This is a genomic window from Streptomyces sp. NPDC048392, from assembly GCF_043200575.1.
GTDB lineage: Bacteria > Actinomycetota > Actinomycetes > Streptomycetales > Streptomycetaceae > Streptomyces.
In genome coordinates this window covers 56733-80022 of record NZ_JBICYB010000028.1, presented here as the reverse complement: position 1 = coordinate 80022, position 23290 = coordinate 56733, and the positions used below count along the sequence as shown (strand labels likewise).

Sequence of the window (23290 nt, the reverse complement as noted above, 5' to 3'; positions counted from 1 at the left end):
AGTCGTCCCTTTGCTCAGCTTTTTCCGTCACGAAGTCCCGAAGTGGGTATCCCCATGTCTCAAGCAGCCGTCAAGGCTTCCGGCGTCACCGACGCCCCGGACGCCGGTCGCTGGAAAGCGCTGGTCTTCATCGCGCTCGCCCAGCTGATGGTCGTCCTCGACGCCACCATCGTGAACATCGCCCTGCCCTCCGCGCAGCAGGACCTCGGCATCTCCGACGGCAACCGGCAGTGGGTCGTCACGGCCTACGCCCTCGCCTTCGGCGGCCTGCTGCTGTTCGGCGGCCGGATAGCCGACCTGTGGGGCCGCAAGCGCACCTTCGTCCTCGGCCTGACCGGCTTCGCCGTCGCCTCGGCGCTCGGTGGCGCGGCCACCAACGAGGCGATGATGTTCGGCTCCCGCGCCCTCCAGGGCGTCTTCGGCGCGCTGCTCGCGCCCGCCGCGCTCTCCCTGCTCGCCGTGATGTTCACGGACGCCAAGGAACGCGCCAAGGCCTTCGGTATCTACGGTGCGATCGCCGGTGGCGGTGGTGCCGTGGGTCTGATCCTCGGTGGCTTCCTCACCGAGTACCTGAACTGGCGCTGGACGTTCTTCGTCAACATCCCGTTCGCGATCGTCGCCGCCGCCGGTGCCTACCTCGTCATCCGTGAGCCGAAGGGCGGCCGCAACCGCTCGCCGCTCGACATTCCCGGCGTGATCCTGTCCACCCTCGGCCTGGTCGCGCTCGTCTACGGCTTCACCCGCGCCGAGTCCGAGGGCTGGAGCGACGCGGTGACGGTCGGCATGTTCGTCGGCGCCGCCGTGCTGCTTCTCGCCTTCGTGCTGGTCGAGTCGAGGGTCAGGGCCCCGCTGCTGCCGCTGCGCGTGATCACCGAGCGCAACCGGGGCGGGATCTACCTCTCGCTGGGCCTGGCGATCATCGCGATGTTCGGCCTGTTCCTCTTCCTGACCTACTACCTCCAGATCGTGCAGGGCTACTCGCCGGTCAAGACCGGCTTCGCCTTCCTGCCGATGATCGCGGGCATGATCACGGGCTCCACGCAGATCGGCGCCCGGCTGATGACCCGGGTCGCGCCCCGGCTGCTGATGGGCCCCGGCTTCCTGGTCGCCGCGGTCGGCATGCTGTTCCTGACCCAGTTGGAGCTCAACACCTCGTACGCCGGTGTGCTGCTGCCCGGCATGCTGCTGCTCGGCCTCGGCATGGGTACGGCGTTCATGCCGGCCATGTCCATGGCCACCATGGGCGTGGAGCCGCGGGACGCCGGTGTCGCCTCCGCGATGGTCAACACCTCGCAGCAGGTGGGTGGCGCGATCGGTACGGCGCTGCTGAACACGATCGCCGCCTCGGCCACCACGTCCTACATCGCCGACCACATCGCCGGCGCGGGCTCCCGGTCCCAGCAGCGGCTGGTCCAGCTGAAGGGCCAGGTGCAGGGCTACACCAGCGCCATCTGGGTCGCCGTCGGCATCCTGGTCGTAGCGGCCACGATCGCCCTGACCTTCGTGAACGCCGGCCGCCCGGGCGGCAGCACGGTCACCGGTTCCGGTACGGGCGACGCGGTCGAGGGCGAGCTGCCGGTGCCGGTCGTCGCCCACTGACACCGGGCCCGGTACGTACCCGCTCGGGCCCCTGTTCCACCCGTGCGTACGAGGAGGGGACGCCCCGTACGCACGGTCCCCCGGACCTGTCCCGGCTGCCCCGGCCGCGCGCTCAGCGCAGCCAGGGCAGGTCCGCACCCGCTTCGCTCGGCTGAAGTCCCTCGGCGACGATCCTCATGATCTCGCCGAGGGACTTCTGCTGTTCCGGCGTGAGCCGCTCGAAGACCGCCTGGCGTACGGCGTTCACATGGCCCGGCGCGGTCCGGCGCAGCACCTCGTACCCGTCGTCGGTGAGGATGGCGAACTGGCCGCGTTTGTCGGAGGGGCAGTCCTCGCGGCGGACCCAGCCGTTCTTCTCCAGGCGGGCCACCGCGTGCGAGAGCCGGGAGCGGGTGATCTTCGCGTACTTGGCCAGCTCCGTCATCCGCAGCCGCCGGCGCGGTGACTCGGCCAGCTTGACCAGCAGGCCGTAGTAGACGTGCGGCATGCCCGCGTCGCGCTGGAGCTGCCGGTCGAGGTGGTCCTCCAGGAGAGTGGCGGCCTCGATGTAGGAGCGCCAGACGAACTGCTCCTCGGCCGTGAGCCAGCGGGTTCCGCCGGACGGGTCGGGCGAGCCGTACTCGTCGTGCTCGTCGGAGGGGGCCGGGACGGGTGCCGTGTTCATGTGTCCCACTGTACGAAACGACTCCTTGAACATTAAACAAACTGGGCGTAGATTGGCCGCATAGAAATTGAGAGTTCAAGTATTGGAGTCGCAGACATGACCGCCGCCGCCACGCGGGAGCGCATGCCCGCCCTCTATCTCAGCCACGGCGCCCCGCCGCTCGCCGACGACCCCGTCTGGCCCGGCGAACTCGCCGCCTGGTCCGCCGCCCTGCCCCGGCCCAAGGCGGTCCTGGTCGTCTCCGCGCACTGGGAGGAGGCCCCGCTCGCCCTCGGCGCCACCCGGACCGTCCCCCTGGTCTACGACTTCTGGGGCTTCCCGGAGCACTACTACCGCGTGCGTTACGAGGCCCCCGGGGCCCCGGCGCTCGCCGAGTCCGTGCGCAAGCTGCTGCGCACTCCCGGCACGCCCGTGCAGGACGTTCCCGACCGCGGCCTCGATCACGGCGCCTACGTGCCGCTGGTGGAGATGTACCCGGGTGCCGACATCCCGGTCCTCCAGGTCTCCATGCCGACCCTCGATCCGGCGCGGCTCATGGAGACCGGCCGCCGACTCGCGCCGCTGCGCGACGAGGGCGTGCTGATCATCGGCTCCGGCTTCTTCACCCACAACCTCGCCGCGCTGCGCCAGGGCGGCATCCCCTCCTGGTCGGCGGAGTTCGACGACTGGGGCCGGCGCGCGCTGGAGGGCGGCGACGTGGACGGGCTGCTCGACTTCGCCCGCAAGTCCCCGGCGGGGCGGCTCGCCCATCCGCGCACCGAGCACTTCGCTCCCCTGTTCGTGACGATGGGCGCGGCGGACGCGGCCGGCGAGCTGGATCTGCGGCGGTCCGTGATCGACGGCTTCTGGATGGGGCTGGCCAAGCGGTCGGTGCAGTTCGGCTGACCGTGAGGGCGCCGGCCCCGCGGCTACAGCGGCTTCTCGTACCAGGCCACGTCCCAGTACCGTCCGAACTTGCGGCCCACCTCGCGGTACGTGCCGACGTGCCGGAAACCGAAGCGCGCGTGCAGCCGGGCCGAGGCCTCGTTGGGCTGGGCGATGCCCGCGTAGGCGCGGTGCAGGTCCTCGCCGGCCAGGGCGTCGAAGAGGGAAGTGTAGAGGAGTGAGCCGATGCCGCGGCCGCCGGCCCGCGGAGCGACGTAGACCGTGGTCTCCACCGAGGTCCCGTAGGCGGGCTTCGCGCGATAGGGGCTGGACGTGGCGTACCCCAGAATCTCCTGCGAGTCCGCGTCCGTGGCAACCCTCAGCCGGTACGGGCCGTCTTCAGGGTGGGAGAGCAGCCAAGGGCGGCGCTCCTCCGGAGTGAACGGCTCGGTGTCGAACGTGATGGGCGTCTCACACACGTAGTGGTTGTAGAGGTCGGTGAGGACCTTGAGATCGTCCTCGGCTCCCGGTCTGACCTGGACCTCCGCGGCTCCCGACGGCATCGCCCCTCCTCGTGTGGTGGCACAGGGTACTGCATGATCAGAAAAATCGAGGGTCGGGTTGGGAATTCTGTCCGGATTCCAGTCGTTGTTTCCATCAGATGCAGGGCACCCGAGGAGAGTCCCGAGAGAAACCGGACCCGGCCGCAAGGCGCCCGAACGTCCACCGCACCGCCCGCTGAACCACCATCGCAAGGGAGCACGCATGGCAACCCGTGCCGTCGCCCGTCGTAAGTCCGCCACCGGCGAGACCTCCGGCGCGGCAACCAGCGTCCGCGCCAACGGCGGAGAGCTCGCCGACCGCGATCTGGTCGGCATGTACCTCGACGAGATCGCCCGGACACCGCTGCTCGACGCCGCCAAGGAGGTCGAGCTGTCCCAGACCATCGAGGCGGGTGTGTTCGCGCGGCAGGTCCTCGAAGGCTACGAGGAGACCGGGGCGGACGCCACCCGTGACGAGCTTCAGGCCCTGATCGACGAGAGCGAGCGGGCGAAGGACGTCTTCATCCGCTCCAACCTCCGCCTGGTCGTCGCGGTCGCCCGCCGCTACCCGCGCAGCGGTCTGCCGCTCCTCGACCTGATCCAGGAGGGCAACGCCGGCCTGGTCCGCGCGGTCGAGAAGTTCGACTACCGCAAGGGCTTCAAGTTCTCGACGTACGCGACCTGGTGGATCCGCCAGGCCATCACCCGGTCCATCGCCGACCAGTCGCGCACCATCCGCCTGCCCGTCCACCTGGTGGAGGAGCTGGGGCGGATCCGGCGCGTGCAGCGCGAGTTCAACCGCGAGCACGGCCGCGAGCCGGAGCCCGCCGAGATCGCGGCGGAGCTGGGCTCGACACCGGAGCGCGTCACCGACGTGCTCGACTGGGCCCGCGACCCGGTCTCGCTGAACATGTCGGTGGACGACGAGGGTGAGACCCAGTTCGGCGACCTGCTCGAGGACACCTCGGCCGTGTCGCCCGAGCAGTCGGTGCTGACGCTGCTGCGCAGCGAGGAGCTCGACGACCTCATCGGCCGCCTCGACCCGCGCACGGCCTCCATCATCAAGATGCGGTACGGCATCGACGACGGCCGCGAGCGTACGCTGACCGAGGTCGGCAAGGAGCACGGCCTCACGCGCGAGCGCATCCGCCAGATCGAGAAGCACGCGCTGCTGGAGCTGAAGAAGCTGGCACGTTCCACCGGCTTCGAGGCGGCGGCGTAGCTCTGCCGGGGACGGCGGCCGGACGTGCGGGCCGGCCGCCGCGTGACGCGGGGGCGTGACGTGGCGGGTGGGGCGTACGCCGGTGACTGATCCCGGCGCGAACATGGCCGTACAACGCTGCTTCAACCCGTCGGCGCCCGGGAACAAGAACTGCGGGCCCGCTCGTCCGGCCTTGGACGACGGCCCCCACCCCGCTCCACCGAAGCCCCGGATCAGCGCACCGCCGGCACGGCGACACCGGGCCGGCGCAGCGCGCACACCGACACCGCGGCACCACTGGACCACGTCCCGACGCACTCCCCCCGGCGCCGGGACTTCCCGAGCCGGGCTCGGCGCCCCCTCCCCCCGGGGCGCCGCAGCCCGGCTCTTCCCATGGCTGGGGGGCGGGGCACCCCGAACCTGAACCCCGGGGTGGCCCGCCGAATGGCAGATTCTGCCACAGCGGCATAGCCTGCCGAAGTGAGCAGCACCGTCCCAGCAGTTCCCGACCCCGGACCGGGGCCGGTCTCCCTGACCGAGCGGCGCAAGGCCGAGACCCGGATGGAGATCGCCCGGGCGGCGGCCCGCCTCTTCGTCGGCCAAGGCCTGCGGGCCACCCGGGCCGAGGACATCGCCAGGGCCGCCGGTGTAGCCCCGCGCACCTTCTACCGCTACTTCGCCGCCAAGGAGGAGGCGGTCGCCCCGCTGTACGCCCTGGGCGCCGAGCGGTGGGTGCGGGCGGTGCGCGAGGCCCCGGCCGGACTGTCCCCGCCCGAGGCACTGGAACACGCCGTGCGGCACACGCTGACCCCGGGCGCCGGTGTCTCGGCGTCCTCGTGGGAGTGGGCCCGCACCCTCATCCGCCTGGCCGAGAGCAGTCCGGCGCTGGGCAAGGTGTGGGCGGAGGTCTGCCACTCCACGGAGCGGGGGCTCGTCGAGGCGCTGGCCGCGCGGATGTCCGGGGGCGACGACAACGTTGCCGTCGGGCTGGCCGCCTCTCCCCGGCTGCACTTCGCGGCCGCCGTGGCGGGTGCGGCCGTGCGCGTCGCGGCGGAGTACTGGGCGTCGTCCTCCCAGCCGGCCGGCAGCCCACTGGACCAGGCTCTGCTGAACATGGAGGCGCTGCGGCGCTTCGACTGGGGGGACGGGCCGGGATGAGGTCCGGCCGGCGGGTACGAGGCGAGGCCTGGGCGGCGGGTTCGGAGCGGGGCCCGGAGAGAGTCGGGGAGTGCCGGGAAGGGTCGGCGAGCCCCGGGGAGAGTCGGGGAGAGCCGGGAGAGGCCCCGGTGGGCGGTGGTGTGCCGGTCAGTCGTCCTGGGCCGCCCGTCCCAGCCGCGCCCCGAGGTCCCGTACGCACTCCACCAGCTCCGCCGGTTCCCGGACCCGGAACTCCACCCCGGCCGTCGCCAGCCGTGCCGCCATCCACTCGACCGGGTCGGACACGGTCGCGCGCAGCACGCACGAGGTGCCGCCGTCCACCGCGTCGGGCGCTCCCATCCAGGGCGGCAGCAGCGCCGCGACGGCCTCGGCGGGCGCGTGGAAGACGACCACGATCTCGTAGGAGTCGTTCCGGCGGTGTATCGAGCGCCGCAGGAATTCGGCCGCGTCGCCGGTCGGCAGCTCGCGCGGAGCGAACCGCGCTCCCGTGGCGAAGGGCTCGCTCACCCGGTCGACCCGGAAGGTCCGCCAGTCCTCCCGGTCGAGGTCGTAGGCGACCAGGTACCAGCGCCGCCCCGTCGACACCAGCCGGTACGGCTCCGTCACCCGCCGCGACTCGGTGCCGTCCCCCGCGCGGTAGGCGAACCGCAGCCGTTCCCGTCCGGCCACCGTCGAGGCCATCACGGTCAGCGTCCCGGGCGCGATGCTCGGCCCGTCCCCGCTGGTCAGCGGCGTGGTCGCGGACTGGAGCGTGGCGACACGGTGCCGCAGCCGGGACGGCAGCACCTGCTCCAGCTTGGCCAGGGCCCGCACCGACGCCTCGTCCAGACCCGCGACCGCGTGCCCGGCGCCGGCCCGCAGCCCGACCGCGATGGCCACCGCCTCCTCGTCGTCGAGGACGAGCGGCGGCATCGCCTTGCCGGCCACCAGCCGGTAGCCGCCGTCGGAGCCCATCGTGGCCCGCACCGGGTAACCCAGCTCGCGCAGGCGGTCGATGTCCCGCCGCACCGTGCGCCGGGAGACCCCGAGCCGGTCGGCCAGCTCGCCGCCGGGCCATTCGCGGGGCGTCTGGAGGAGGGAGAGGAGCGTCAGCAGCCGGGCGGGAGTGTCGGTCGTCATGGATCCGAGGATGCCGTACCTCTAGGACATGATCCGTCCTACTGGCTCCGTAGGTTCCTCGCATGACCTTCACGCACACCCCGGACCCGGCTCCCGTCCCGCCCGCGGCGGGCGACCGCCGTCGCTGGTTCGCCCTGGCGATCGTGATGACCGCCGCCTTCATGGACCTGGTGGACGTCACCATCGTCAACATCGCCATCCCCTCGATCCAGAAGGACGAGGGCGCCTCCTTCAGCCAGATCCAATGGATCACCGCCGGCTACGCCCTGGCCTTCGCGGCGGGCCTGATCACCGGTGGGCGGCTCGGCGACATCCACGGCCGCAAACGGGTCTTCCTGGTCGGCGTCGGCGGTTTCACCCTGGCGTCCGCGTTGTGCGGCCTCGCGGCGAATCCGGAGATGCTGGTGGCCTCCCGCATCCTCCAGGGCGGCATGGCGGCGCTGATGGTGCCGCAGGTGCTGTCGATCGTGCACGCCACCTTCCCGGCGCACGAACGCGGCAAGGTCTTCGGGCTGTTCGGCGCGATCGTCGGACTGGGCGCCGTCTCGGGTCCGCTGCTGGGCGCGCTGCTCACCGAGGGGAACCTCTTCGGGCTCGAATGGCGGCCCGTCTTCCTCATCAACCTGCCGGTCGGCATCGCGGGCCTCGTCCTCGGGAGCCGCTTCATCACGGAGTCCAAGGCGCCGCGCGCCCTCAAGCTCGACCTCGTCGGGGTCGCGCTGGTCACCCTCGGCCTGCTGATGCTGATCTACCCGCTCACCCGGGGGCGCGAGCTGGGCTGGCCGCTGTGGGGGTACCTCTCGATGGCCGGTTCGCTCCTGGTCCTCGCGGTCCTGGTGGCCTTCGAGCGGCGCAAGAGCGCGCGGGACGGCTCGCCGCTGGTGGAGCTGTCGCTGTTCAGGGTGAAGAGCTTCGCCGCGGGCATCGCCGTGCAGACCGTGTTCGGGGTCGGCCTCGGCGTCTTCTTCCTGGTGTGGACGCTGTACATGCAGGTGGGGCTCGGCTGGAGCCCGCTGCGGGCCGGCCTGACCGGCGTACCGTTCTCGATCGCCGTGTCCGCGGCGGCCGGACTGTCGGTGCAGAAGCTGGTCCCGCGCTTCGGGCGCAAGGTGCTCCAGGCGGGCGCGCTGGTGATGGCGGCCGGAGTGCTCCTCTACATCTGGGAGTCGGAGCACTACGGGCTCGCCGTCACGTCCTGGCAGATGGCGCTGCCGCTGGCCGTGATGGGTCTCGGCATGGGGCTGATCGTCGCGCCGCTGACGGACGCGGTGCTCTCCGAGGTGCCGCGCGAGCACGCCGGTGCGGCGTCCGGGCTCATCAACACCGTGCAGCAGATGGGCAACGCGCTCGGCCTCGGGCTGGTGTCGGTGGTCTTCTTCGGCACCATGAGCGACCGTCTCATCCCCGCCCGCATCGGCCCGGCCTACGCGGACGCCTTCCAGAACGCGCTGGGATGGGTGGCCGTGTTGATGGGCGTCATCTTCCTGCTGATGTTCGCGCTGCCCGGGCGGCCGGCCCAGCACGTGGAAGGGGGCCAGGGGGAGGACCGGGCGGAGGGGCGGGAGCCCGCGCTGGTCTGAGACCGCGGCACGGGAAGCAGGGGGGCGGGGGGGGGGCCCCGGGGGGGGGCCCCCCCCCCCCCGGGGCCCCCCCCCCCCGGGGCCGCCCCCGGGGGGGGGAAAACCCCCAGCCCCCCCCCCGCCCACCCGCTCCGAGCGGGGGCGGGGGGGGGGGGGGGGGGGGGCGGGGGGGGGGGTCGGGGCGGCGGGGTTGGGGGGGGGGGGGGGCGGCCCGGGGGGGGCCGCCCCCGCCCCTCGTCGGTCCCCACCGAAGCGTGGCCGTCCCGGGGCTGAGGAACACGCCGATGCCGACCAGGCGACCAGCTTCTCGTCGCTGTCGCTGTCGCTGTCGCTGTCGCTGTCCTTGTCGGGGCAGTGGACGACGAGGACGACGTCGTCGGTGCCCGATGCCCGATGCCCGATGCCCGTTCGTGTCTGTTTGGGTCCGGATGCTTCTGGTTCTGGTTTACATATCGGAAAACCGGGCGTAGCCTCCCGATAGAAACCACAGGTTCGGGCACAGGTCGGAGGTGAACGGTCATGTACGCACCGGAGCGGCAGCAGGAGATCCTTCGGCTGGCCCGGGACGGCGGCCGGGTGGACGTGGTGTCGCTGGCCGAGGAGTTCCAGGTGACGGCGGAGACCATCCGCCGCGACCTCAAGGCGCTCGACCGCGCCGGTCTGCTCCGCCGGGTGCACGGCGGCGCGATTCCCGCCGGGCGGCTCGACTTCGAACCGGACCTCGCCGAGCGCGAGTCCACGGCCGCCGACGAGAAGGACCGGATCGCCAGGGCGGCCCTCGCGGAACTGCCGGCCGAGGGCACGATGATCCTCGACGCCGGGTCCACGGTGGCCCGCATGGCCGCGGCCATCCCGCCCGAGGCCTCGCTGACCGTGGTCACCCACAGCCTGCCCATCGCGGCCCGCCTCGCCGACCACCCCGGCATCCAGCTCCACCTGGTCGGAGGGCGCGTGCGGAACCGTACGCGCGCCGCCGTGGACGCCTGGGCGCTGCGCGCGTACGGCGAGATCCGCGCCGACGTGGCCGTGGTGGCGGCCAACGGCTTCTCCGTGGAGCACGGGCTGACCACCCCCGACCTCGCCGAGGCCGCCGTCAAGCGGGCCGCCCTTACCGCCGCCCGGCGCGTGGTGCTGCTCGCCGACTCCTCCAAGTACGCCCAGGAGCACTTCGCCCGCTTCGGTGCCCTGAGCGACGTGGACCTGCTGATCACCGACGACGGGCTGAGCCCCGAGGACGCCAACGCCATCGAGCGCGCCGGCACGGAAGTAGTACGCGCATGATCCTGACCGTCACCCCCAACCCGTCGCTGGACCGCACCTACGAGGTGCCCTCCCTCGACCGCGGCGAGGTCGTACGCGCCACCGGCGAGCGGGTCGACCCCGGCGGCAAGGGCGTGAACGTCTCGCGCGCGGTGACGGCGGCCGGGCAGCGCACCGTCGCGGTGCTGCCGCTGGGCGGAGCCCCGGGCGCCCTCGTCGCCGACCTGCTCGACGCGCAGGGCATCGAGGTCGCGCGGGTGCCGATCACCGGGCCCACCCGCTCCAACATCGCGCTCGCCGAGGCCGACGGCGTACTGACGAAGATCAACGCACCGGGCCCCGAACTGTCCCCCGCCGAACGGGAACTGCTGCTGGAGACCGTACGGCGGCAGTCGCCCGGCGCGGACTGGATCGCCTGCTGCGGCAGCCTGCCCCGCGGCCTCGCCCCGTCCTGGTACGCCGACCTGGTCGCCCGGGCGCACGCCGCCGGTGTCCGCATCGCCCTCGACACCTCCGGGCCCGCCCTGCTCCAGGCCCTGCGCGAGCGGCCCGACGTGGTCAAGCCGAACGCCGAGGAGCTCGCGGAGGCCGTCGGGCGTCCCCTGGCCACGGTCGGCGACGCCGTGAAGGCCGCGGAGGAACTGCGGGAGCTGGGCGCCCGGTCCGTACTCGCCAGCCTGGGCGCCGACGGGCAGCTGCTCGTGGACGACGCGGGCACCTGGTTCGGCGGCGCCCGCGTGGACGCCGTACGCAGCAACGTCGGCGCCGGGGACTCCTCCCTCGCCGGCTTCCTCGTCGCCGGCGGGTCCGGTCCCGGCGCCCTGGCCTCCGCCGTCGCGCACGGCGCCGCCGCCGTCCAGTTGCCCGGCAGCGTGATGCCGACGCCGTCCGACCTGGACCCGGGTGCCGTGACGGTCACGGCAGAGGTGCCCGTGGACCGCGCACTGAGGGAGCCGGTGTCATGACCTCCCGCCCTGCCCCCGTCCCTCTCCCCGCCCTTCCCTCCGCACCTCTCCCCGCGTCCCTCCCCGGGGCCGCCCCCAGCCCCCACCGCAGTGCCCCCGTCCCCCTCCCCGCCCCCGCCCCTCACCCCACGTACCGGGCGATACGCGAGCTAAGGAGCCCGCGATGAGCGACATGATCACCGCGGACCTGGTCGACCTCGACCTGTCCGCCGACACGAAGGAAGCGGCGGCGCGTGCCCTCGCGGAACGGATGGCGACCCTGGGCCGGGTGACCGACCTGGAGGGCTTCCTCGCCGACGTCGCCGCCCGCGAGGCCCAGATGCCGACCGGCCTGGACGGCGGCATCGGCATCCCGCACTGCCGCAGCGAGCACGTCACCGAGCCGACGCTCGCCTTCGGGCGCAGCGCGGCCGGCATCGACTTCGGGGCGGCGGACGGCCCGGCCGACCTGGTCTTCCTGATCGCCGCCCCGGCGGGCGCCGACGACGCCCATCTGACGATCCTCTCCTCACTGGCCCGGCAGTTGATGAACGCCGAGTTCACCGCCGCGCTGCGCTCGGTGGACGACGCGGCGGCCGCCGCCGCGCTGATCCGAGGGGAGGAGCCGGCCGGTGCCGAGGGCGGTTCCGCCGCCGGTGCCCAGGCCGGGTCCGAGGGTGGCCAGGACTCCGCGGCGGCCTCGGCGGCGGCCTCCGCCGAGGCCGCCACGGTCGGCACCGATGAGGGCACCAGGGTCGGCACCGGTGAGGGCGCCGCGGTCGGCACCGGTGCGACGCCGGAACCGACCGGGCGGGGCGCGGGGGAGCCGGCCGTGTCCGGGCGTCCGTTCCGGATCGTCGCCGTCACCTCCTGCCCCACCGGCATCGCGCACACCTACATGGCGGCCGAGTCGCTGGAGAACGCGGGCCGCGAGGAGGGCGTCGAAGTCGTCGTCGAGACCCAGGGATCGGCGGGCTTCACCCGACTCGACCCGGCGGTCATCGCGGCGGCGGACGGCGTGATCCTCGCCCACGACGTGGCCGTACGCGAGAAGGACCGCTTCGCCGGGAAGCCCACCGTCGACACCGGCGTCAAGGCGGCCATCAACCGGCCCGCCGAGCTGATCGGCGAGGTCCGGGAGAAGGCGGCCCGAGGTGAGGTCACGGCGGCCTCTTCCGACGGCCACGCCGGTACGACGCCCGTCGAGCGGGGCGGCGGATCCGGCGAGGGCTACGGCACCAAGCTGCGCACATGGCTGATGTCCGGCGTCAGTTACATGGTGCCGTTCGTCGCCGCGGGCGGCCTGCTGATCGCCCTGGGCTTCGCGATCGGCGGCTACGAGATCAACAAGGCGCCGTCCGTGATGGACCACTTCGTGTGGACCCAGGCGGACAGCTGGGCGGCGCTGCTGTTCCAGATCGGCGGCGTGTCCTTCGCCTTCCTCGTCCCGGTGCTGGCCGGCTACATCGCGTACGGCATGGCCGACCGGCCGGGTCTGGTCCCCGGCTTCGTCGGCGGCTCCATCGCCCTGACCATCAACGCCGGCTTCCTCGGCGGTCTGGCGGCCGGTCTGATCTCCGGTGCGGTGGTGCTGGCGATCCAGCGGGTCCGCATACCCACGGCGTTGCGCGGCATCATGCCGGTGGTGGTGATCCCGCTCGTCTCGGCGGCGATCGTCGGATTCCTGATGTTCGTCGTGATCGGCAAGCCCATCGCGTCCGCGCAGTCGGGAATGACCGACTGGCTCAACGGACTGTCCGGAGCCAACGCGGTCCTGCTCGGCGCGCTGCTCGGCCTGATGATGTGCTTCGACCTCGGCGGCCCGGTCAACAAGGTCGCCTACACCTTCGCCACCGCGGGCATCGCCGTCGCCAGCCCCAGCGACTCGGCGATGAAGATCATGGCCGCGGTCATGGCGGCCGGCATGGTCCCGCCGCTGGCGATGGCCCTGGCCACCACCGTGCGCGGCCGGCTCTTCAACGCCGCCGAACGCGAGAACGGCAAGGCCGCCTGGGTGCTGGGCGCCTCCTTCATCTCCGAGGGCGCGATCCCGTTCGCCGCGGCCGACCCGCTGCGCGTCATCCCCTCATCGATGGCGGGCGGCGCGGTCACCGGTGCCCTCTCGATGACCTTCGGCGCGACACTGCGCGCCCCGCACGGCGGCATCTTCGTGGTCCCGCTGATCGGCAACCCGCTGCTCTACCTGGTCGCCATCGCGGCCGGCGTCTGTGTCGCCACCGCCCTGGTCATCGTCCTCAAGGGGCTGCGCAAGCCGGTGCCGGGAACGACGGCCCAGGGACCCGGCGGGGGCACGGGCCCGGCGGCCCCGACGCCGGGGGCCAAGCGGCCGGTGGCCGCGTAAGGGGCTTCGAGCGCCGGGTGTCCGGGCCGGTCCCTCCTCCTCGGGAGGGGGCCCGGCCCGCCGCCCTACCCCTACGGGGAGACCCGCGCCGCCCGCCGCTCCATCGCCCGGCGGGCCGCGTCCTCGCTCGCGTACACCTCGCACATGTGCCGCCCGTCCGGCGTGGCCGTGTGCTCGACCTCCCACAGGGAGACCTCCGCGCCGTCGCGCAGCAGGAACGCGTGCTCGTAGAGCGAGAAGCCGATCCGGGCGCGGCCCGCACGGCTGGGACCGCCGAAGGCCTGGGTGATCTGGTGCGCGGACGCCGTCAACAGGAGGTCGGCGAGGTCGGCGCCGGGCCGGTCCGCGTTCTCCGCGCGGCGCAGCAGCCGGCGGGCGTGATCCGCCGAGGCGTCGGGGACGTAGGTGTGGCGCGGGGCGGGGACGGGCGACAGCTGCGCCTGCACCGGCAGTTCGAAGTCCGGGGTGTCGGGCGGCAGTGCGAGCCGGGAGCCGGCGGTGCGCAGCTCCTCCTCGTCCACGTAGACCTCGTGCTGCGGTTCGCTGCCCGGGGCGGTGTTGTGGACGAGCTCCCACAGGGTGAGGGCGGTGCCGTCGGCCAGCAGCCAGGTGTGCCGGTACGTCTCGCGGTGCAGTCCCGCGCTGTGGTGCGCGGAGTGCAGCGAACCGTCGTGCGCCAGCGCGCAGTCCAGGCGCCGTATCGTCTCGTCGGGCAGTTCGAACGAGTTCAGGGCGCGACCCAGCAGTCGCATGAGGTGCTCCTCCGGAGACTCGGGCGACTCGGGTGGTTCGTACGCTGCCGTCTCGTACGGAACGCTCAAGGTTTCTCCCGGCGTTGCTGCATGTCACCTTGTGGGTGCATACCGTAGCCCCTCGGTCGGACATCATGTCCGGGAACCGAGAAAACGTACGCACGAAAAACGCGCGGGCCGCGCGAAAAGTTCCCGCGTGGCCCTACGATCCGTCAAAATCCGCTGCTCGGACGGCGGTCGGCCGGTCAGGCCGCGCCGACCGCGACCCACTCGCCCCACGCCATGTTCCAGCCGTTGGGCCCGTCGTCCGGAGCGATCGTGTCGTCCGGCGAGTCCTTGACTCGCGACGCAGCCGCGTCAACCCGCCGTGGACGGCCCCCCGTACACCCCTCGGTACAGCCACCGGTGCGCGTCTGCGTGCACCTCTGTGTACGGCTGTGCCCGGGCACCTCCGTGTACGGCTGTCCGTACGGGCTCTCCGTGTGCCTGCCCGTGCGGCTGTCCGGACGGCGCTCCGTGCGCCTGCCCGTGCGGCTATCCGTACAGCTCTCCGTACGACGGCCAGGACCCGCCCGGGCCGTCCACCGGACCGGCGGCACGGACCGCGCGCACGATCGCGCGCGTCACCACGTCCGCGCCCGCCGCCAGCACCTCGTTCAGCGCGAGCGGCTGCCCCGAGTCGAGCGGACGCTCCCCGGTCGCCAGGGCGAACACCGTGTCCCCGTCGCTGAGCAGGTGCACCGGCCGTACGGCACGCGCGATGCCGTCGTGGGACGTGCCGGCCAGCTTCTGCGCCTGCGCCTTCGACAGATCCGCGTCGGTGGCCACCACCGCGAGCGTCGTGTTCAGCGGTGGCGGCGCGTTCCTCGCCGCGACCTCGGCCAGCCGCCGTCCCGCGGCCTCGTGGACGTCCCGCTCCGGATACTCCACCCGGCCGCCCCGGAACAACTCCCCGTACAGCACCCCCGTTTCCGGATCCGTCACCGACCCCGCCGCGTTGGCCACCACCAGCGCCGCCACCGTGATCCCCGAATCCAGTACGGTGCTCGCGGTGCCGACCCCGCCCTTCAGTGTGCCGACCACGGCTCCCGTGCCCGCCCCGACGCAGCCCTCGGCCACCTTGGCACGCGGCGTGCCGGCGTGGGCCGCCTCGGCCGCCGCGTAACCGGTGGCCGCGTCCGGCCTGGCCCGGAAGTCGCCCCCGCGCCCCAGGTCGAAGACGCAGGCCGCGGGCACCACCGGCACCACGTGCGCGGGGTCCGGACCGACGCGCACCCCGCGCCCCCGCTCCTCCAGCCAGGCCATCACCCCCGACGCAGCGTCGAGCCCGTAGGCACTGCCGCCGGTCAGCACCACCGCCTGGACCCTCTGCACCAGGTTGCGCGGATCGAGGGCATCGGTCTCCTTGGTGCCGGGGCCGCCACCGCGCACATCCACCCCGGCGACCGCCCCGCCTTCCGGCGCGAGCACCACCGTCGTCCCCGTGAGCCACCCGTTCCCGGTCCGCGTCGCATGGCCCACCAGCACCCCGGCGACGTCCGTCAAAGCGTCGACTGTCATACCGTCAGTCTCGTCCAACCACCGGCGCCGGCGGGGAAGTCACCGACGGCGCGGCGGGCGCGCCGGGCGTACCCGGCGGCCACGCGGTACAGGCGCCGCCGCGGTGGCCATCGGCGGTGCGGCCGGGCCCCAGGCCGTGGTTCAGGCCGCCGGTGCCGTCATCCTCCGCTCCCGTTCGGTGCGCCCGGCGGTCAGCGTCACCCCGGCCACCACGGCCAGCGCCGGCACGATCCCCGCCACGAGCACCGCCTTGTCCCCGAGGAAGGTGCAGCCGATCACCAGGAGCGCGGCCGTCGGCAGCACGAGTTGCTCGGCGATGCCCACCTTGAAGTGCCGTGCGTGCAGCGTCCACACCGTGAGCAGGAACACCGCCGTCGGCAGGGTCACCGCGGCGGACGCCGCGAGCGTCGAGATGTGCGCCTTGCCCACGGTCTGCTCCACCGCCACCTCCAGCCCCGCCCCGATCGCCGCAGCCGAGGCGAACACCAGGTAGTGGCCGTAACCCCACAGGAAGGACTGCCTGCTGGACCGCAGATAGCTGTGGACGGGGACCACGAAGTAGATCCACCAGGCCGCGAAGACGATCAGCAGCCCGCCGGCCGCGATCGGAAGCACCTCGCCCAGCGCGTCGTTCTCCTCGATGCCGGACTTCACCGCGACCGTGGCCGCGGCGATGGTCTCGCCGAGCACGATGATCGTGAACAGCCCGTACCGCTCGGAGATGTGGTGCGGGTGCCAGGACGACGAGTGCTTGCGCTCGGCGAACGCGGGCACGCACAGCTCCAGCACCACCATGACGAGGAACAGCCAGCCGCGGTCGCCCTCCGGCAGGAACAGCAGCCCCAGCCAGCCGACCTGGCAGAGCAGCACGCCACCGGCGTATCTCCGGGCCATGGTGCTCTCCGGTGGCGCGGCGGACCGCCCCGCCCTGAGCCACTGCGACGACAAGGCGACCCGCATGATCGCGTAACCGATGACGACCGCCAGCCAGTCGTGGTCCTCGAAGGCCCTGGAGACCCCGGCCGCCAGGACCAGCACTCCGGCGATCTGCACCAGCGTGACGACCCGGTAGAGGACGTCGTCGTTGTCGTACGCCGAGGCGAACCAGGCGAAGTTCATCCACGCCCACCAGATGGCGAAGAAGACCATCGCGTAGTTGAGGACACCCTCGCCGGCATGCCCCTCGGCCACGGAGTGCACCAGCTGGACGCCCGCCTGGGCGATGGCGACGACGAAGCACAGGTCGAAGAAGAGCTCCAGGGGCGTGGCGACGCGGTGCGGCTCGTGCCGGTGGCGGGCCTTCAGCCGGCGCACCGGGGGATGGCCGTCGGGCGGCGCGGAGGCCGCGCTTGCGGAGGAGGGACTGGACATCATGGCCCCCAGCACAGCAGAGACGGCGCGGATGTGCCTGCGGACCCCGCTGCGCGCCGGGACGAGCCGGCCGGACGGGACGTCGGCCGCGGGGCGGGCCGTACCCTGGAACCATGAGTACCGCCCCCGAACCCGAGCCCCGCGCGCCCAGGCCGGCGCTGGTCTTCGACGACCCGCTGGACCAGCAGACCTCGGACGACACCGACCGCGGCTGGGGCGAGCGGCCGGAAGGCGGCAGCGCGGCCGACCTGAAGCGCTTCCTCGACGAGAAGCCGCCCCACCACCTGTGAGCCGCGCGGGCCTTCGCCCGCCTCCCGGCCGCCCGCACAACGGCCGCCCGCGCCAGGGCCGCCCGCGCCAGGGCCGCCCGCGCCAGGGCCACTCGCGCTTCGGCCGCCCCCGCTACGAGCGGTCGGGCTTCGAGGGGCCGTGCCCCGAACCGCGCTGTGCGATCAGCGCGTCGCGGATCTCCTTGAGCACCTCCAGCTCGGAGACCTCGATGACCTCCCCGGCGCTCTCCTTCGCCTTGCGGCGGGCCTCCTGCCGGGCCAGGTACTTCGACATGGGCAGCACCATCAGGAAATAGACGACGGCCGCGGTGATCAGGAACGTGAGGGTCGCGCCCAGCACCGAGCCCCAGAGGATCCGCACGCCCGTCGCGCTGTCGCCGGTCCCCGTGCACCCGCCCTTCAGGCAGGAGCTGTAACTGTCCAGGCTCTGCGTACCGAACGCCCCGACCAGCGGGTTGATGACCCCCTCCACCACGGAGTTCACGATCTTGGTGAAGGCGGCGCCGATGACGACCGCCACCGCCAGGTCGATGACGTTTCCGCGCATCAGGAAGGCCTTGAAGCCCTGCCAGACGCTCGGCTCGCTCTTCTCGCTCACGGTGGGAGCACTCCTCGCTTGAACAGGTGTAGGAACCAAACGCTCCGCAACCTACGACAGCGTTGGGCCGCCCTGTCCAATCCGGTCCCTCGGTCGAGCGACTTGACGGGCTCAGCACAAGGTCACCGCCAACCGCGCCGTGGTACCCGCGCCGACCAGCCGGTGTGCGGTGGCGCGGGGCACCGACACGACGATCAGCGCCCCGCCCGCCGCCGGACCCTCCTCCACGGGCTCCGGCACCTTCGTCACCCGCACACCGCGCGCGACCACGGAGGCCTCGCCCGCACCGCCGTCCCCCGTCGCCACGACGTCGACCCGGTCTCCCGGCCTGAGCAGCCGCACCGTGGCCGCGTCGGCGATCCGCACCGGCGCCGCCACGAGCCGGGTGCCCTGCCGCTCACGCACCGGCTCGGCCACCGGATGCCCCCGCGCCCGCCCTGTGTCCTGCCCGCCTGCACCCGCATGCGGCCCCGCCGCCACCAGTGCGGCGGCGGTGACGGCGAGCCCGGCGGCCAGGGCACGCCGCCGGTGCCGCACGAGCCGGTGCAGCCGATGAACACCGCCGCGCACCCGCACCGGGGCGAAGGGCGGTACCTCACGGGTGGGCGGCGCGTCGGTGCCGGGCGGCAGCGGAGCGGGAAACGAGGCGGCGGAGGAGAGGACGGAGGAGGAGGGAGGGAGACCGGAGGAGAAAGGCTGGGCGGAGGAGAAAGGCTGGGCGGAAGAAGACGGGAAGGCGGAGGGAGAGCGCGGAGCGGGACGGAACACGGTGACCACCACCTGTGACGAGGGATCGGCTTGCGCTCCCACGATGAGGCTTTTCGCCGAGGCCCGCCGAGGCCCGTGGACCACCGACCGGTTGTGGACAACTCCCTCACCGGAACGCGCTGTTCCGGGCAACCGCCGAGCGCCAAGCGTCTACCGCGTACCGCCAACAGCCAACCGCGTACTGGCTACGGCTACGGCTACGGCAGCGCGATCCCCGGATCCATCCCGCCCAGCGCCGACCCGCACGGGCAGTCCCGTTCCCCGGTCGACGGCAGCGCGGCCACCGCGTCGGACAGGACCCCCCGCAGTCGGCCCACGTTCGCCGCGAACACCCGCAGCACCTCCTCGTGCGAGACGCCCTCGCCGCTCTCCGCACCGGCGTCGAGGTCGGTCACGAGGGTCAGGGAGGTGTAGCAGAGCTCCAGTTCACGGGCGAGTGCCGCCTCGGGGTGGCCGGTCATGCCCACCACCGACCAGCCCTGCGCCCGATGCCACAGGGACTCCGCGCGGGTGCCGAAGCGGGGTCCCTCGACCACGACCAGGGTGCCGCCGTCCACCGGCTCCCAGTCCCGGCCCCGGGCCGCCTTCAGCGCGGCGGCCCGCCCGGTGGGGCAGTACGGGTCGGCCAGCGAAACGTGCACCACGTTGGGCACCGCGCCGTCGGGCGTCGGCAGCCCGTCGAAGTAGGTCGAGGGGCGGGACTTCGTACGGTCGACGAACTGGTCAGGCACCAGCAGCGTGCCCGGTCCGTACTCGGGGCGCAGACCGCCGACCGCGCACGGGCCGAACACCTGGCGCGCGCCCACCGAGCGCAGCGCCCACAGATTGGCCCGGTAGTTGATCCGGTGCGGTGGCAGATGGTGGCCGCGACCGTGCCGGGGGAGGAAGGCGACCCGCCGGCCGGCGACCTCGCCGAGGAAGAGGGAGTCGCTGGGCGGCCCGTACGGGGTGTCCACCCGCACCTCGGTCACGTCGTCGAGGAAAGAGTAGAAACCGGAGCCGCCGATCACACCGATCTCGGCATTCACCTTGTTCGCCATGCCCGCACCCTAGCCGCCGGGTGCAACGCCGAGGACCCCGTCGTCGGGAGACGACAGGGTCCCGTAAGAAGTGGCGCCTTAGGCGGCGGCGGTGCTGGAGGACGAGCTGCCGGAGCTCGACGACGAGCCGGAGCCCGAGGAGGACGACGAGGACGACGAGGAACCCGAGTCCGAGGACGGCGAGGAATCCGCGGACGAGGAAGCCTTCGAGGACGACGGCGCGGGCGAGGTGCCCGACGAGCTGCCGCGGCTGTCGTTGCGGTAGAAGCCGGAGCCCTTGAAGACGATGCCGACGGCCGAGAACACCTTCTTCAGGCGGCCCTGGCAGTTCGGGCATTCGGTGAGGGCGTCGTCGGTGAACTTCTGCACCGCCTCGAGGCCCTCGCCGCACTCGGTGCACTGGTACTGGTACGTCGGCACTGTCTTCCTCCTGGCACTCTCACTCGATGAGTGCTAACGACGATCCATAGTGACCTATTCCGCGGGATCAGTCCACTGTGGCGGGCGCGCGGTGACCGACGCCACGTGCGACCGTACGGCCGTGCGGGCGGGGCGCGAGCCGCGAGCGCAGCGCCATCAGGACCGCCAGCGCGAGCACTGTGCCGCCCATCGGCACCAGGAATCCCGCGCCGTCCCCGTACCCGTCCTCCAGCTGCCCCGCGACGGTCACGGCCGCCGCCTGGCCCAGCGCGACGGCGCCGGTCAGCCAGGTGAAGGCCTCGGTGCGGGCACCGGCCGGGACCAGGCCCTCGACCAGTGTGTAGCCGGTGACGATGGCGGGCGCGATGCACATGCCGACGAGCAGGCCGAGGCCGGCCAGCACGAGCACCGAGTGCGCGGCCCACAGGCCGGACGCGGTCAGTGCGAGCGCGGTGTAACCGACCAGGAGGCGCTGTTGCGGGGCCGCCTTCCAGGCGATGGCGCCGCAGGCCAGGCCGGAGATCATGTTGCCCGCGGCGAAGACGCCGTAGAGGACGCCGTTCAGGCCGGGCTCGCCGATCGACTCGGTGAACGCCGCCAGCGACACCTGCATGCCGCCGAAGACGGAACCGATGCCGAGGAAGGCGACGATCAGGACGCGCACCCCGGGGACCCGCAGCGCGGAAACGCGCTCCACGCGCGCGTGGCCGCCGTCGGCGCCGCCGACCTTCGGCTGGGTGCTCTTCTGCGCGGCGAACAGCAGACCGCCCACCAGGGTGAGCGCGGCCTCCGTGACCAGGCCCGCGGCGGGGTCGACGGCCGTGCACAGGGCGGTCGCCACCAGGGGGCCGAGGACGAAGGTCAGTTCGTCGGTGACGGACTCGAAGGCCGCCGCCGTGCTCATCAGGGGGGAGCCCTTGAGCCGCACGGCCCAGCGGGCCCGCACCATGGGCCCCACCTGCGGTACCGAGGCGCCGGCGGGTACGGCCGCCAGGAACAGCGCCCACAGGGGCGCGTCCGCGAGCGCGAGGACGGTCAGGGTCAGTCCGGACGCCGCGTGCACGAGCACACCGGGCAGCAGGACGGCGCGCTGCCCGTAGCGGTCGGCGAGCCGGCCGCTGTAGGGGGCGAACACGGCCATCGAGACGCCGGTGACGGCCGCGGCGGCGCCCGCGACGCCGTAGGAGCCGGTGGTGTGCTGCACCAGCAGCACGATGGAGAGCGTCAGCATGGCGAACGGCTGACGTGCCGCGAAGCCGGGGAGCAGGAACGTCCAGGCGCCGCGGGTGCGCAGCAGTTGCCCGTATCCGGGGCGGGTGGAGGCGGACGGGGTCTGCCGCGCTCCCTCCTGGGACTTCCGCGCCTTCCGCGCCTTCTTCGGGGTGACCGTGGATGCCACGGCCCGTGCCTTTCTGCCGCCTGGTAGCGCCGCCCCGCCTCGCGGTCGTCGCCGCGCGGGAGCGCCGAGAGCTGTCCTCTTGCGCGGACTGCGGTAGATGCCGGGGCCCGTGCGGAAGAGGGGGGCGGCCGGCCGCCATACGGTCGCGCCAGCTCTGCGTCAGGCAGAGTTGGTTCGATCAGGGTCGGTTCAATCTGATGCCGCCTTCATCGTACAGGGATCAAGACGCGCACAACCTGTGAAAGGGAGCACCCCTCATTCGCTCACCTGTGATTTCCATGAGCGTCTCCGGTGCCCAGCCAGCCGGCCAGCTTGCCGCCGTGGCCGACCGCGCGCAACCGCGCCTCGGCGGCGTCCCGGACCGGGTCCGTGGCGACCACCAGGAGTTCGTCCCCGCGCCGCAGCCCCGTCGTCGGCAGCGGTACGAAGGACGTCCCGTCGCGGACGACCAGCGTGACGGCGGACCCGGTGGGCAGCCGCAGTTCGCTGACCTCGACGCCGTGCATCTTCGAACCTTCGGGGATCGTCACGGACAGCAGGTGCCCGCGCAGCCGTTCCAGGGGCGCCGACTCGACGCCGAGGTCCGCGGCCTCGTCGTCCTCGCCCAGGCGCAGCACGCGGGCCAGCCACGGCAGGGTCGGGCCCTGGATCAGGGTGTAGACGACGACCAGCACGAAGACGATGTTGAAGATGCGGCGGCTGCCCGTGACGCCCTCCACCATGGGGATCGTCGCCAGAATGATGGGCACCGCGCCGCGCAGCCCGGCCCACGACATCAGGGCCTGCTCCTGCCAGGGCACCCGGAAGGGCACCAGGCACAGCACGACGCTCAGCGGGCGCGCCACCATGGTGAGCACCAGGCCGATGACCAGGGCGGGCAGGATGTCGTCGCCCAGTTCGTGCGGGGTGACCAGCAGGCCGAGCAGCACGAACATGCCGATCTGCGCGAGCCAGCCGAGCCCGTCGGCGAACCCCCGGGTGGCGGGCCAGTGCGGCAGCCTGGCGTTGCCCATGACCATCGAGGCGAGGTAGACGGCGAGGAAGCCACTGCCGTGGACCATCGCACCGGCCGCGTAGGCCGCGATGGCGATGGACAGGACGGCGATGGGGTAGAGGCCGGAGGCGGGCAGCGCCACGTGCCTCAGTCCCAACGATCCCAGCCAGCCCACCGCGAGACCGATGGCGGCGCCGATGGCCAGCTCCAGGGCGATCTCGCCGACCAGCACGTACCAGTGCTCGATCGGTCCGGCCGTGGAGAAGGCGACCACCAGGATGACCACGGGGGCGTCGTTGAAGCCGGACTCCGCCTCGAGCGTGCCCACTATGCGCTTGGGCAGCGGGATCCGGCGCAGCACCGAGAAGACGGCCGCGGCGTCCGTGGAGGACACCACCGCTCCGATGATGAGTGCCTGCCGCCAGTCCAGCCCCGTCAGGTAGTGGGCGCCCGTCGCGGTCACGCCGACGCTCACCGCGACTCCGGCCAGTGCCAGCACGGAGGCGGCCGGGAGGGCCGGTCTCGCCTCCTTCCACTTCGTGCCGAGTCCGCCCTCGGCCAGGATCACGACGAGGGCCCCGTAGCCGATGACCTGGACCAGTTCGGCGTTGTCGAACTTGATGTCGCCGATGCCGTCCTGGCCCATGACGACGCCGATGGCCAGGTAGACGAGCAGGCTGGGGAGCCCGCTGCGCGAGGAGATCCGGACCGCCGCCACGGCGATGAGCAGGACGAGCGAGCAGACGAGCAGGAGCTGGTTGAGGTGGTGGACAGTCAGCGGCCGTTCCCTTCCCTGGCGCACAGC

At 72.8% G+C, this 23290-nt stretch carries 21 protein-coding genes; 9 read left to right on the top strand and 12 right to left on the bottom strand.

The window, feature by feature from the left end; all coding sequences use genetic code 11:
- Positions 1 to 54: 54 nt before the first annotated feature.
- Positions 55 to 1599: an MFS transporter gene (locus tag ACGFYH_RS28585; RefSeq protein WP_393806059.1), complete on the top strand. Its 1545-nt coding sequence runs from the start codon at positions 55 to 57 to the stop codon at positions 1597 to 1599.
- A 112-nt stretch (positions 1600 to 1711) separates the two neighbouring features.
- On the opposite strand, the gene ACGFYH_RS28580 is transcribed toward ACGFYH_RS28585, so the two are convergent.
- Positions 1712 to 2263 carry a MarR family winged helix-turn-helix transcriptional regulator gene (locus ACGFYH_RS28580; protein WP_393806058.1) on the bottom strand — a complete coding sequence of 184 codons (552 nt, stop codon included), beginning with the start codon at positions 2261 to 2263 and terminating at the stop codon, positions 1712 to 1714.
- 123 nt (positions 2264 to 2386) lie between these two features.
- On the opposite strand from ACGFYH_RS28580, the gene ACGFYH_RS28575 reads away from it, so the two are divergent.
- On the top strand, positions 2387 to 3148 hold the full coding sequence (locus ACGFYH_RS28575; protein ID WP_393806071.1) for a dioxygenase: 762 nt from the start codon (positions 2387 to 2389) through the stop codon (positions 3146 to 3148).
- A 23-nt stretch (positions 3149 to 3171) separates the two neighbouring features.
- On the opposite strand, the gene ACGFYH_RS28570 is transcribed toward ACGFYH_RS28575, so the two are convergent.
- Positions 3172 to 3690 carry a GNAT family N-acetyltransferase gene (locus tag ACGFYH_RS28570; protein WP_393806057.1) on the bottom strand — a complete coding sequence of 173 codons (519 nt, stop codon included), beginning with the start codon at positions 3688 to 3690 and terminating at the stop codon, positions 3172 to 3174.
- Between the two features lie 202 nt (positions 3691 to 3892).
- Between ACGFYH_RS28570 and ACGFYH_RS28565 the strand changes: the two genes are divergently transcribed.
- Both ACGFYH_RS28565 and ACGFYH_RS28560 read left to right on the top strand, forming a co-directional pair.
- The gene (locus ACGFYH_RS28565) at positions 3893 to 4891 is read left to right on the top strand and encodes an RNA polymerase sigma factor RpoD/SigA (RefSeq protein ID WP_393806056.1); all 999 of its coding nucleotides are present in this window, start codon (positions 3893 to 3895) and stop codon (positions 4889 to 4891) included.
- Between the two features lie 459 nt (positions 4892 to 5350).
- Entirely contained in the window at positions 5351 to 6028 is a 678-nt protein-coding gene (locus tag ACGFYH_RS28560; protein WP_393806055.1) for a TetR/AcrR family transcriptional regulator, read from the top strand.
- A 147-nt stretch (positions 6029 to 6175) separates the two neighbouring features.
- On the opposite strand, the gene ACGFYH_RS28555 is transcribed toward ACGFYH_RS28560, so the two are convergent.
- Positions 6176 to 7147: a helix-turn-helix transcriptional regulator gene (locus tag ACGFYH_RS28555; RefSeq protein WP_393806054.1), complete on the bottom strand. Its 972-nt coding sequence runs from the start codon at positions 7145 to 7147 to the stop codon at positions 6176 to 6178.
- A gap of 62 nt (positions 7148 to 7209) precedes the next feature.
- Here ACGFYH_RS28555 and ACGFYH_RS28550 point away from each other — a divergent pair, with 62 nt between their 5' ends.
- From ACGFYH_RS28550 to ACGFYH_RS28535, 4 genes are all read left to right on the top strand, one after another.
- Complete coding sequence (locus tag ACGFYH_RS28550) at positions 7210 to 8727, top strand: MFS transporter (RefSeq protein WP_393806053.1); 1518 nt, start codon at positions 7210 to 7212, stop codon at positions 8725 to 8727.
- Positions 8728 to 9246: 519 nt separating this feature from the next.
- The gene (locus tag ACGFYH_RS28545; protein ID WP_393806052.1) at positions 9247 to 10008 is read left to right on the top strand and encodes a DeoR/GlpR family DNA-binding transcription regulator; all 762 of its coding nucleotides are present in this window, start codon (positions 9247 to 9249) and stop codon (positions 10006 to 10008) included.
- Positions 10005 to 10952: a 1-phosphofructokinase gene (gene pfkB, locus ACGFYH_RS28540; RefSeq protein ID WP_393806051.1), complete on the top strand. Its 948-nt coding sequence runs from the start codon at positions 10005 to 10007 to the stop codon at positions 10950 to 10952. Before ACGFYH_RS28545 ends, pfkB begins: the two co-directional genes overlap by 4 nt.
- Before the next feature lie 163 nt (positions 10953 to 11115).
- A complete protein-coding gene (locus ACGFYH_RS28535; RefSeq protein ID WP_393806050.1) occupies positions 11116 to 13293 on the top strand; it encodes a fructose-specific PTS transporter subunit EIIC in 2178 nt (725 codons plus the stop codon).
- A gap of 71 nt (positions 13294 to 13364) precedes the next feature.
- On the opposite strand, the gene ACGFYH_RS28530 is transcribed toward ACGFYH_RS28535, so the two are convergent.
- The 3 genes from ACGFYH_RS28530 to ACGFYH_RS28520 all read right to left on the bottom strand — a co-directional run bounded on the left by ACGFYH_RS28530 (position 13365) and on the right by ACGFYH_RS28520 (position 16976).
- Positions 13365 to 14114, bottom strand: coding sequence for a DUF6227 family protein (locus tag ACGFYH_RS28530; RefSeq protein ID WP_393806049.1), 750 nt, complete (start codon positions 14112 to 14114; stop codon positions 13365 to 13367).
- Positions 14115 to 14579: 465 nt separating this feature from the next.
- Positions 14580 to 15605, bottom strand: coding sequence for a P1 family peptidase (locus ACGFYH_RS28525; protein WP_393806048.1), 1026 nt, complete (start codon positions 15603 to 15605; stop codon positions 14580 to 14582).
- Between the two features lie 141 nt (positions 15606 to 15746).
- Entirely contained in the window at positions 15747 to 16976 is a 1230-nt protein-coding gene (locus tag ACGFYH_RS28520; RefSeq protein ID WP_393806070.1) for a low temperature requirement protein A, read from the bottom strand.
- Positions 16977 to 17089: 113 nt separating this feature from the next.
- On the opposite strand from ACGFYH_RS28520, the gene ACGFYH_RS28515 reads away from it, so the two are divergent.
- Positions 17090 to 17266: a hypothetical protein gene (locus ACGFYH_RS28515; RefSeq protein ID WP_393806047.1), complete on the top strand. Its 177-nt coding sequence runs from the start codon at positions 17090 to 17092 to the stop codon at positions 17264 to 17266.
- 112 nt (positions 17267 to 17378) lie between these two features.
- On the opposite strand, the gene mscL is transcribed toward ACGFYH_RS28515, so the two are convergent.
- From mscL to ACGFYH_RS28485, 6 genes are all read right to left on the bottom strand, one after another.
- Entirely contained in the window at positions 17379 to 17864 is a 486-nt protein-coding gene (gene mscL, locus ACGFYH_RS28510) for a large conductance mechanosensitive channel protein MscL (protein ID WP_393806046.1), read from the bottom strand.
- Positions 17865 to 17975: 111 nt separating this feature from the next.
- Complete coding sequence (locus tag ACGFYH_RS28505) at positions 17976 to 18494, bottom strand: hypothetical protein (RefSeq protein WP_393806069.1); 519 nt, start codon at positions 18492 to 18494, stop codon at positions 17976 to 17978.
- Between the two features lie 335 nt (positions 18495 to 18829).
- Entirely contained in the window at positions 18830 to 19672 is an 843-nt protein-coding gene (locus ACGFYH_RS28500; RefSeq protein ID WP_393806045.1) for an S-methyl-5'-thioadenosine phosphorylase, read from the bottom strand.
- A gap of 78 nt (positions 19673 to 19750) precedes the next feature.
- The gene (locus ACGFYH_RS28495; protein WP_393806044.1) at positions 19751 to 20092 is read right to left on the bottom strand and encodes an FmdB family zinc ribbon protein; all 342 of its coding nucleotides are present in this window, start codon (positions 20090 to 20092) and stop codon (positions 19751 to 19753) included.
- A 67-nt stretch (positions 20093 to 20159) separates the two neighbouring features.
- Positions 20160 to 21491, bottom strand: coding sequence for an MFS transporter (locus ACGFYH_RS28490; RefSeq protein WP_393806043.1), 1332 nt, complete (start codon positions 21489 to 21491; stop codon positions 20160 to 20162).
- Positions 21492 to 21754: 263 nt separating this feature from the next.
- Positions 21755 to 23287, bottom strand: coding sequence for a potassium/proton antiporter (locus tag ACGFYH_RS28485; protein ID WP_393806042.1), 1533 nt, complete (start codon positions 23285 to 23287; stop codon positions 21755 to 21757).
- Between the last annotated feature and the right edge of the window lie 3 nt (positions 23288 to 23290).